Genomic DNA, 10,556 nt, shown 5'->3' on the forward strand with positions numbered 1-10,556 from the left:
GCCATGATCTCCCTGATCTCTCCCTTGCGCACTTCAGAAGAATGGGCCCGGCCCACGGTCACCGTCTGGGGAAGCCGGGCTTCCAGATTGTCGTAGCCATATGCCTTGGCCGCATCCTCGAAGATGTCCCAGGAGTGCATTATATCCGCCCGGTAGGCCGGGACCTGCACCACCACGATATCATCCATCTCCTCGCCGGCGGTGACGGCTCCAAAGCGCATCCTCTTCAGGCATTCAGCCAGCTCTGCTCCCGTCAGATCAAATCCTATCAGCCGGTTGGCCTCCTCAGTTCTCACCTTCCAGCTGGCGGGCGACAGATCCGGGCTGAGAAAGTCGCCCTCGCTCCTCTTGACCAGAACGCTCTCTATTTTCCCTCCCCGCTCCGCCAGAGAGGTGACCACGATGTTCAGGGCCTTGTGGACCACAGGGTCGGTCCCGGTGACATCGATGAAGAGATCCTCCGTCTCCTCGGTGACGCTGGTCAGCTCGCCATTGATGATCGGCGGGAAGGATAAAACCCGATCATCTGCATCCACGATCAGTGGATAGACCGGACAGTCCTTCAGGATATGGCCGTAATCCTTTCCTTTGGGGTGATTATGCAGGATCTCCTCCATGGTCATCTCCTCGCTATAGTCCAGAGGGACAAACCTGCGTTGAGGGCTCTCGCCGAAGTAGCGGAAGGGTGGCCGTACCCTGGATATGTCGTGCACTCCTATGGCCACCTTCCGCCGGTTCCTGCCCAGGCCCCAGTGCAGATCCTCTTGCAGCCCCATCAGGGACTCGATGGCCTCATCGGTGAACTCGAGACCCCGCACCACTGCACAGCCGATCAGAGGGCGCACCGATTTTATTGATTCCTCCACCTGAACGACGACAGGACCGGGGGAGACGCTGTAGCTGACTAGATCGGTCTTGATCCCCAGGAATCCTTGCATCGCTCTGGCCACCCCCTCCGAGCTATAGAGGTCCGGCCGGTCGGGGAAGAACTCCACATCAACATACTCCTCTTCCGCTCTCTTTCCTATGTCTGCACCCATCATGGCCAGCCTGCTCATGATCGTCTCTCGAGAGGCGCCAATCAGCCTCTCCATATCCTGATAATAAAGTCTGACAACGGGCATGGTATACTCCTCACAGCTTGATGGAAACCGGCGTCTGGCGTAGCCATTCGATATCCGATTGATAAAGCAGCCGGAGGTCCTTCAGCCCCAGCCTTAGCATGGCCACCCTGGAGACTCCCAGGCCCCAGGCCAAAACGGGATGATCGATGCCGAATGGGGCTGTAACCTCCTTTCTGAAAACACCTGCTCCACCCAGCTCCACCCATCCCAGGCCGTCGATATAGACCTCGGGCTCGACTGAAGGCTCAGTGTAGGGGAAGTAGCCCGGGCGGAAGCGCACCTCCTCAAATCCCATCTTTCCATAAAACTCCTTCAAGATGCCCAGGAGATGGCAGAAGCTCACGCTCTCGTCCATCACTATTCCCTCCAGCTGCTCGAACTCCGGGGTATGGGTAGAATCTATAGCCTCCCGCCGGTAGACCCGATCGATTCCGAAGGCCTTGACCGGCGGCCGGGGATGCTCTGCCAGGTATTTGATCGTCACTCCGGTGGTATGGGTACGCAACACCTCCTGCCGGGCCACCTCCGGACTCCAGCAGCCTCCCCATCCGGTAGACCCTACGCTGCCGCCACATTCATGCATCTCTTTGATCCGGGCGTAATCGGGGATATCCCCCTGGCTGTTCAGATAGAAGGTGTCCTGCATCTCCCTGGCCGGATGGTCCTGGGGCTGGAAGAGGGCATCGAAGTTCCAGAAGCTGGTCTGAACGATCGGCCCCTTGATCTCGACAAATCCCATCTCCAGCATGATCTCCCGCATGTTATCGATCAGTCGCTGGTAGGGATGCCTTTTTCCCGGAAAAATCCGATCGGCAGGGAGAGAGACGTCATAGGGGCGAGGGCGATAGACTGAGCCTCTGTAGCCCAGATATAAACCGTCCACATCATCCTGCCACTCCCCCGATTTTATCATCTCAGCAGTGAGAGCAGGCATATCCAGTACCGCGTTCTTTGTGCCGGAACGCTTTGGCTCGAGCTTTGTTATTGCCAGGCTGCCAGCTTCGGTGATGATGTAGCGCCACTCTTTGCTCTTGCTGGAGGTGACAAGCCCCCGGCTTTTCAAAGCAGCGAGGGCCTTCTCGTCCCATTTGGGATTGGAGCTGACTCCATCACTCAGAGCCTCCAGGATCAGCTCATCCTCGCCCTTGTCAGCGTCCTTTAGGGGTTTGATCATCCCCCCTTCGATCGCCGCCCAGCCCTTCTTACGCAGCCAGCCCAGGCCGATCTTGAGGGCAGGGTCCTTCACCTCGGACATGTGCATACCCCCTCCTAAAGATAGAAGGAGCCTTCTCTCTGGCAGGCCCTCCCTGACATAAGCAGCCCCCTCATCGGTGAGGGAGAAGGTCTCATTCACCGACTTATCCACCTGGATCAGGCCCTGCTCGGCCAGCAGGTCTGCTGCCGCTCGGGCCGCCTCGATCTTCATCTGCCGCTTTTCGGCAATGCTCTGCGGATCCGAAAGTCCTTCTGATATCGCTTTCAGCACTAGAAACTCGTTATTCGATAAATCTGATAGCATAGTATCGTCCCTGCTCTGATTGATTTTCGGGGCAACTGCCAGTTGCCCTCAAAAGAAAGAAAAGACTGTGTGGCTCCAGACTCCCAAAGCCTGCCCATTCTGCTTTGAGAGCATGGTTCTGTGATTGATAATTGGGATCTTTGCTATATTCTGAGGCACGTTTTTTTCGGTTAGACTGATGATACATAAACCTGTCGAACAGCGCCCCCAGTGAAGGAAGGCAAGATGAAGGGAACAGCCTCAGGATTTCATAGGAATCAGCGTTAAGTATTTCTACAATTGACGGACTCCACTTTATCCCAATGCGATAGGGGTCTGAAAGACTGTGAACTGGCACACAATGACAACGGATGAGGTCTTATCCAAGCTGGATTCCGACCAAAAAGGCATAAGCTCGATGCAGGCAAAAGAAAGGCTCTCCCAGCACGGCCCCAATCAGCTTGAAAGCACTACCAAACCCTCGCCATTGAAAATATTCATAGGCAAGTTCAAAGACTACATGGTCCTGGTGCTGATCTTTGCCGCTATCATCTCTTTTATTGCCGGAGAGACCACCAATGCCTATGTCATTTTGGGGATCGTCGTTTTAGTTGCCATCATCGGCTTCGTCCAGGAGTACAAGGCAGAGAAGGCTATGGAGGCGCTGAGGGAGATGGTGGCCCCAGAGGCGGATGTGATCAGAGACGGTCAGATGAGCACCATACCTGCTGCAGACCTTGTTCCAGGGGACGTGGTCTTCCTGGAGGCGGGGGATAAGGTGCCAGCCGACGGCCGCATCCTGGAGGTGACCTCCCTTCAGGTCATCGAGTCCTCTTTAACCGGAGAGTCCATGCCGGTGGAAAAGTTGGTCCAGACCCTGCCCGAGGATATGGCGCTGGCAGACAGGAAGAATATGGTCTTCATGGGGACCATCATATCTCAGGGCAACTGTCGGGCAATAGTCACCGCCACCGGTCTCGGCACAGAGCTAGGAAGGATCTCAGGCCTGATGAAGCAGGAGCAGGCCGAGCCGCCTCTCAAGATCAAGCTCCAGCAGCTGGCGAAAAGGCAGGCCCTTTTAGTGATGGTGATATCGGCGATCGTCTTCATCCTCATGTTCAGCCGGGGGTTGCCGGTCATAGATGCCCTCATCGCCTCCATCGCTCTGGCAGTAGCCGGCATCCCTGAAGCCCTTCCCTTCATAGTCACACTGGCCCTGGCCTTTGGAACCCAGGCCATGGCAAAGAAGAACGCCATCATCAGAAGGCTTCCCGAAGTGGAGACCCTGGGCTCGACCACGGTGATCTGCACCGATAAGACCGGTACTCTGACCACAGGAGAGATGACCCTTCGTGAGATCCGCACCTACAGAAAGATCGAGGTCACGGGGGCAGGATACGATCCATCCGGCCAGTTCATATCCCAGGGAGCAAAGCTCGAGCCCACAGAAGAGGACCTGGCGAGGATTCTCAAGATTGGAGTGCATGCCAACAACTCTGCCATAGAGAGGGCCAATGGCGGCTGGAGGGTGGTGGGCGATCCTACGGAGGGAGCGCTTATCGTGGCAGCCAAAAAAGCAGGGATTCTCGATAAGATAAAAGATAGCAGCAGCAGGTTCATTGAGTATCCCTTTGACTCCGAGCGCATGAGGATGACCACTGTGGACGAGGTTCATAAAGAGGGCTATATAGTCTCCATGAAAGGCGCTCCAGAGGTGGTGCTGAGCCACTGCACAAAGACCACGACCCCCAATGGGACGAAGACCCTGACGGAGGAGGATAGAAGATCGATCCTGGCAGACGCAGACGATATGGCAGAGAACGCCCTCCGGGTCCTGGCCCTCGCCTGGAAGCCCATATCGAACAACGACCCGGTTGAAGTGGATTGCATAGAGTCCGGGCTGATCTTCGCCGGCCTGACCGGCATGATGGACCCACCGAGAAAGGAGGTTCCTGAGGCGATAAGAGTCAGCAAGATGGCGGGCATAAGAACGGTCATGATCACCGGAGACCACCGCCTGACCGCCAGGGCCATCGGCAAGGAGCTGGGGATAGGCAACGGAGAGGTAATCGAAGGAGTCCAGCTCGATCGGATGAGCTCCGAGGATCTGCGTGAGCACATAGATGACGTATCAGTATTTGCCAGGGTCACCGCTGAGCACAAGGTCCGCATAGTGGAGGCCCTGAAAGCAAGAGGCCATATCGTAGCCATGACCGGAGACGGAGTGAACGACGCCCCTGCTCTGACTGCTGCCGATATCGGCGTAGCCATGGGCAGGACGGGCACCGAGGTCACCAAAGAGGCCTCGGATATGGTCATCGCCGATGACAACTTCGCCACCATCGTCAGCGCCATAGAAGAGGGGAGGAGGATCTTCGACAATATCAGAAAAGGCACCTCCTATCTGCTCTCTGTCAGCTTTGCCGAGCTGGCCACCATCTTCTTCGCCGTTGCCCTGGGATTTCCTCTCCCCCTTCTTGCCGCCCAGATCCTGTGGATCAACGTGGTGGCAGAGGAGTTTCCCGCCATCGGCCTGGCCCTGGAGCCCTCTCACTCCGATATCATGAAACGGAAGCCCCGCGATCCAAAAGAATCGATGCCCTCCCGGCCCCTGATGATCTACACCCTGGGAATTGCCGCCACCATTGTAGCTGGAACCCTGGGGATGTACATAATAACCCTACAATCGAATCCCGATCTGAGCTATGCCCGGACGGTGGCATTCGTGGGCCTGGGCTTTTTCACGGTTTACAATGCCTACAGCAGCCGCTCTTTGCAGGAGTCCGTCTTCAGGATGAATCCCCTGGGGAACAAGACCCTGCTCATGGGAATTGCAGCCTCAATTCTGGCCATACTGGCGGTGGTCTACATCCCCTTCATGCAGTTCATATTCGAGACCAGGCCGCTTTCATCCGAGAGCTGGATTCTGATCCTGACAACCGGACTGGTGGTGGTCCTGGCTGCTGAGGTGATGAAAAAGATCCTCTCTGGATTGAGATGAACGCCCTGAACGGGCGTCACCTTCTAAATCATTTGAATATCCGAATCATCCAGACCCCCTGGATCCCGGCATTTTTCCGTTTTTTTTAGATCGAGGATCTCATTGAAGCTCTTTGTGCAAGCCTGTTTGAACAAGATCATCTTATAATAAAAGAATATGTACCGAAACACTTATATCTCGGCAATTGCCGTATATAACTAATGGCAAAGGTCGAATCTCATTTCTTTCCCACCCGAAAGCCTGACTTTTGCCTCCCTCCTCATTACATACTTTGATCAGCATTCTTTTCAGGCTTCACGCTATCTGGTATGGGTGAACTTGAATCGCAAATTCTCTGCATCTTTTCGCCTCTGTGGAAAGCCGCTATGCTCTGACCCAACCACAGAGATACAGAGGAACAGAGGCCATATTCTCAGCCTGAACTCATCCACATAATTCAGCGAAGAGCCTCTTTTCATCTTATCGGGCTAGAACTCGTTCAGCCTCTTTTGCGTTGATCCTGTCAGAAGCTCCGCCTTTTTGAGCCAGGAGACTTCAGGGGTATGCAGCCGGCCAGCCATCACCTCTCGAGCGGAGGAGAGGGCGTCAAAGCGCGTGGGATGAGAGCTCATCGCCTTTCGCGCCACCTCCCTCACCACCCAGACCCCTAGAGGTATCCTGTAGTCCTCTGAGATCTCCCTTATCGCCAGCACCCCTGCCTGCCGACCCCAGCGAGAGAGATGCTCCAGCACGGCGAGCCGAGCGGCATAGTAACCGCCGGCCAGAGGGCTGTAGCCCTTTTTGGGACGGGCGTCCTCCCCATCCCGGCCTATAAATCCCTCCTCCGCCCAGAGGGAATGAGGCCGCCAGATCTCAATCAGCTCGAAGCTGAAAGGCCGGGGAGAAAGGAGGACTTCAAAGTGGTTTCCCAGTTCCTCCCCAGAGAACAAATGGTAGCCTTTAACCTCGGGAAAATCAAGAACCTCATCCTTCAGGCTCTTGCCGATCATGTCGTCAGATGCCGTTATGGACCAGCGGGTGGGCACTAGCCTCCTCTTATTGCCGAGCAAGCCTATAGAGAGAAGTCGGGAGAGGTGATCGATATCTATGCCTGCAGAGTAAAGCTCCGCGATTGCCACATCGGCCGGAGCACCCCGGTCCAGGACGATCTGGTCCACCTTGCGGGGGATTAGGGGATTGGTGGTGATCTCCATCTTAGCCAACTCCCCGGATGGACCGGTGGGGGAGAGGACGCCATCGAACTGCAGCCTTCTCCGGGGCGGTTTGATGAAGGAGACCTCCGCTCCCACCGGGGCAGAGGACATAGCGATCTGCTGGCAGGCCTCCAGAAGCTTTCCAGGCTCGCCTGCCTCCAGTACCCTTATCTTCGTCTCGGAACGAACCATCCCCATGCGGGCAGAGATGATCTCATCCATGTTCATCCCCAGATGAGGCAGCTCTTCAGCCTGGACAGATGGGAGGACAGGCCCAGCTCTGACCAGGGGATAGCCGGACCGGCCCACGAAGACCTCCGGTGGGGTGAATCCCTCCATGCGACTGCCGATCTTGGGGAGGGATACCAGCTCCTCCAGCCGGCGGACTATGGGGCAGACCGGCTGGCCGCACTCTCCCCGGCCCTTGCAGGTGATGCAACTCACAATTCTCCGTTCTCTCTCATCTGAAAAATGTCTTCCCTTCCTTCTGGGCAAGGCCCTTATAGGAAATATCCACTATGATTTTTCTATATGAACGAGAGGTTGATTCCGGCCATCGCCCAGGACTGGAGGACAGGAGAGGTGCTGATGCTGGCCTATATGAACGATGAGGCTCTGGCCAAGACCCAAGAGACCGGCAAGGCTCATTACTGGTCCAGATCGCGAAATAAGATATGGCTTAAGGGGGAGTCCTCAGGCCACTTTCAGCTTGTCAGGGAGATAAGGGTGGACTGCGATGAGGATGCCATACTGCTCCTGATCGAGCAGGAGGGCGGTGCCTGCCATACAGGTTATAGATCCTGCTTTTATCGCACCATTGATGGCCGGGTGGTGGGGGAGAAGGTCTTCGATCCCCACGATGTCTATTGAGGAAAGCGAGGATGAATCCAGGCCAGATCGATCCAGAACCGAGTTCCGACACCATCACGGGCAGGTCCTATCCCCTTTATCGCAGCCCTCTGTTCCGGGCGGATGCCAGGCTGGAGGGGGATCGGGTGAAGATCAGGGTTACAGGACCACTTGCCAGCTTGCCCGCTATCAGATCCAGCATGGAGCTTTTCGATGGCCAGCGGGCGGTGCGGGCAGGAACAGAGCAGCTCTCCCTATCAACCTGGATTCCTCCCCTGCCAGGCAAAGCATTTGACCGGCTGGCAAATAGTCGCATCCGGGCTCTCATGGGCCTGCGCACCCCGGACCAGGTGACAATCTCCATCACCGAGGAATGCCCTAACCGCTGCTCGCATTGCGCCCTGCCCAACTCCGGAAACCGGCTGCGCCTCGATCCGAACACAGTCCAAGACCTCATAAGCCAGGTTCTGGACATGGGAACCTCCCTGGTGATATTCGATGGGGGAGAGCCGACCCTATATCGAGAACTGCCGGAGCTGGTGAGACATGTGGACGACAGAGCCATATCCACCCTCTTCACCTCTGGAGCGGGATTTACCCTCTCCCTGGCAGAGCGGCTAAAAGATGCTGGCCTTTATGCGGTCAATGTCAGCCTGGACAGCCCCCTGGCTGAGGAGCACGATGCCATGCGGGGAAGGGAGGGCGTCTTCTCCGAGGCGATGCGGGCGGTGAAAAATGCCCTTCTGGCTGGACTGTTGGTTGACCTTTATGTCGTAGTTCGCCGGGAAAACCTCTGCCATCTGGAGAGGTTTCACCAGCTGGCCAGAAGCACAGGAGCGCATGAGCTGACACTATTCGAGGTGGTATCCACTGGCCGCTGGTCCGGTCGCGAGGGCCTGGCCCTGACCTCTGCGGAGCACGCCCATCTGGCGGAATTCGTCTCCTCCAGGGGAGCGCCCAGGATCTTCTCTGTTCCCGACGCCTATCGACGCTTTGGCTGCTTTGCGGCCAGAAGCTGGATGCATGTAACTCCCTCAGGAGAGGTCTATCCCTGCTCCTGCTACCCGGAGTCCTGGGGCAACATTATGAAAGAACCGATAAAGAGAATCTGGCAGCGAATGGGACGATTTCCGCACAAAGGGAAGAAGATATGCCCTATGAGGAAATAAAACAATTTTTCTGCCATTAAACAAGATTTTAACTGTTCAAGGAGGAACATGAGCAGGATTAAAATTAAACGGAATTTTCATAAGTCCCCTACAATCAATAGATCTATATAGGACATTAATCATGAACAATCTTGATCTAACCATGGATTTGACACCTGTTCAAAGAGATATACTAACCGCGCTGATCAACATCTATCGTGTTGAAGGAAGAGCAGTTAAGGGCGAAGAGATCGCCGAGCTTATAGACCGCAATCCGGGAACCATCCGAAATCAGATGCAATCCCTGAAAGCCCTCAATCTGGTGGAGGGGGTGCCTGGCCCCAAGGGGGGCTACAGGGCCACAGGATCCGCCTATGAGGCGCTCAATGTCGAGGCCACGGGGGATGTGGTGACCGTACCCGTTCTCAGGAATGGCGTGCTAATGGAGGGAACCACCGCCAGCGAGATCATATTCAACAAGGTGATGCACACTCAGCTATGCGATGGCGTGATCCGAATCATCGGCAACATCAGAGACTTCAATGTGGGCGATGAGGTAGAAGTGGGACCCACTCCCGTCAACAAGCTCTACATTCGGGGCACCGTCCGGGGCAGGGATGACACCATGAGCCGGCTGATGATCCACGTGGACGCGATGATATCCGTGCCCAAGCTGGCCATTAAGAAGATCGCCCGTCGCGCAGTGCGCATTCCCCCTGGAGCTTCCATGCAGGAGGCAGCGCGCATTCTGGTGCACAACGGCGTTCAGGAGGCACTCGTCGAGGACAGCTCCCCGGGGATGGTCAACCAGACGGACATCGTCCGGGCGATAGCGGACGGAAAGGGGGATCAGGAAGCGAGAGAGTTCATGAGCCGGGGATTTTTGACCATCGACTCCGAGGATACCATCTACGAGGCGATCAAGATGCTGGGCAAGACCGGCTCTGGCCAGCTGGTAGTCTCAGAGGACGGCACCCTCTGGGGATTCGTCTCCCCAGCGGACCTGATCAAAACCCTCACCCCTGCCTGATCTCAGTTCCACTGTGCCCACCCAGGGCACCTTTTTTCAGGTTTTCGATTTTTTTTCCGAAGACGATGGTGGTGGGAATCCGGCTTCGCTCTATGATCTTGGCCGCCAGGGGATCGACAGGGGAGCGGGAGCCGGCTTTCATATCCGTCTGGGCGGCCATTCTCGACAGCTCTCCGTGGGTCATACTGGCGATCCTCTCCGCTTTAGGATCTTTTTCCGGATCAGCGGTGTAGACTCCGTCTACGGAGGTGGCGATGATCAGCCGGTCCGCGCCCACATACTCCGCCAGCAGGGCGGCTACGGCGTCTGTGGTCTGGCCCGGGGCCACTCCGCCCATGACCACGATCCTGCCGGGGCTAGCCAGGCGAGCAGCCTGGGCATAGGTCTCCGGGATCTCCTGGGGGGCAGCTCGTCCGAGGGCAGCGATGAGCAGAGCGGAGTTGAGCTTTGTCGCCCCAATGCCGATGAGGTCGCAGAACATCTCTGAGGCGCCCAGATCGCGGGCCTTCTCGATGTACTCGCGGGCAATCCTGCCCCCGCCCACCACGACGTAGATCTGGTGCGCTTTTGCTAGCTCTTTTAAGGCATCGGCGTACTCCTGCAGGCTTTTTGCATCGCGACCGGCGAGGATTGAGCCTCCCAGGGAATAGACAAGTATCATGAGGAGGGGCTAGCGGCGGGAGGGGATAAAAAGGTTGCTGGGGCACAAAATT

8 protein-coding genes are annotated in these 10,556 nt (G+C 56.5%); 4 read left to right on the forward strand and 4 right to left on the reverse strand.

Annotated features, from left to right (window positions below; translation table 11 throughout):
- A partial coding sequence (gene pheT / locus BP822_RS02975) for a phenylalanine--tRNA ligase subunit beta (RefSeq protein ID WP_276619982.1) occupies positions 1-1,124 on the reverse strand: 1,124 nt, incomplete at its 3' end.
- Between the two features lie 10 nt (positions 1,125-1,134).
- Positions 1,135-2,643, reverse strand: a complete 1,509-nt coding sequence (locus BP822_RS02980) for a phenylalanine--tRNA ligase subunit alpha (protein ID WP_013719583.1) — start codon at positions 2,641-2,643, stop codon at positions 1,135-1,137.
- Positions 2,644-2,983: 340 nt separating this feature from the next.
- Between BP822_RS02980 and BP822_RS02985 the strand changes: the two genes are divergently transcribed.
- Positions 2,984-5,623, forward strand: coding sequence for a cation-translocating P-type ATPase (locus BP822_RS02985; RefSeq protein WP_286877711.1), 2,640 nt, complete (start codon positions 2,984-2,986; stop codon positions 5,621-5,623).
- A gap of 467 nt (positions 5,624-6,090) precedes the next feature.
- Here BP822_RS02985 and BP822_RS02990 read toward each other — a convergent pair whose 3' ends face one another.
- Positions 6,091-7,260, reverse strand: a complete 1,170-nt coding sequence (locus BP822_RS02990) for an Nre family DNA repair protein (RefSeq protein WP_013719581.1) — start codon at positions 7,258-7,260, stop codon at positions 6,091-6,093.
- 87 nt (positions 7,261-7,347) lie between these two features.
- Here BP822_RS02990 and hisI point away from each other — a divergent pair, with 87 nt between their 5' ends.
- The 3 genes from hisI to BP822_RS03005 all read left to right on the forward strand — a co-directional run bounded on the left by hisI (position 7,348) and on the right by BP822_RS03005 (position 9,843).
- On the forward strand, positions 7,348-7,686 hold the full coding sequence (gene hisI / locus BP822_RS02995) for a phosphoribosyl-AMP cyclohydrolase (RefSeq protein ID WP_013719580.1): 339 nt from the start codon (positions 7,348-7,350) through the stop codon (positions 7,684-7,686).
- 11 nt (positions 7,687-7,697) lie between these two features.
- Positions 7,698-8,834 carry a radical SAM/SPASM domain-containing protein gene (locus BP822_RS03000; protein ID WP_286877712.1) on the forward strand — a complete coding sequence of 379 codons (1,137 nt, stop codon included), beginning with the start codon at positions 7,698-7,700 and terminating at the stop codon, positions 8,832-8,834.
- Between the two features lie 121 nt (positions 8,835-8,955).
- A complete protein-coding gene (locus BP822_RS03005; RefSeq protein ID WP_013719578.1) occupies positions 8,956-9,843 on the forward strand; it encodes a CBS domain-containing protein in 888 nt (295 codons plus the stop codon).
- Here BP822_RS03005 and pyrH read toward each other — a convergent pair.
- Entirely contained in the window at positions 9,830-10,504 is a 675-nt protein-coding gene (gene pyrH, locus BP822_RS03010) for a UMP kinase (protein ID WP_286877713.1), read from the reverse strand. The genes BP822_RS03005 and pyrH overlap by 14 nt on opposite strands.
- Positions 10,505-10,556 lie beyond the last annotated feature (52 nt).

This window comes from Methanosaeta sp. UBA458 (genome assembly GCF_002496085.1).
Lineage (GTDB): Archaea > Halobacteriota > Methanosarcinia > Methanotrichales > Methanotrichaceae > Methanothrix > Methanothrix soehngenii.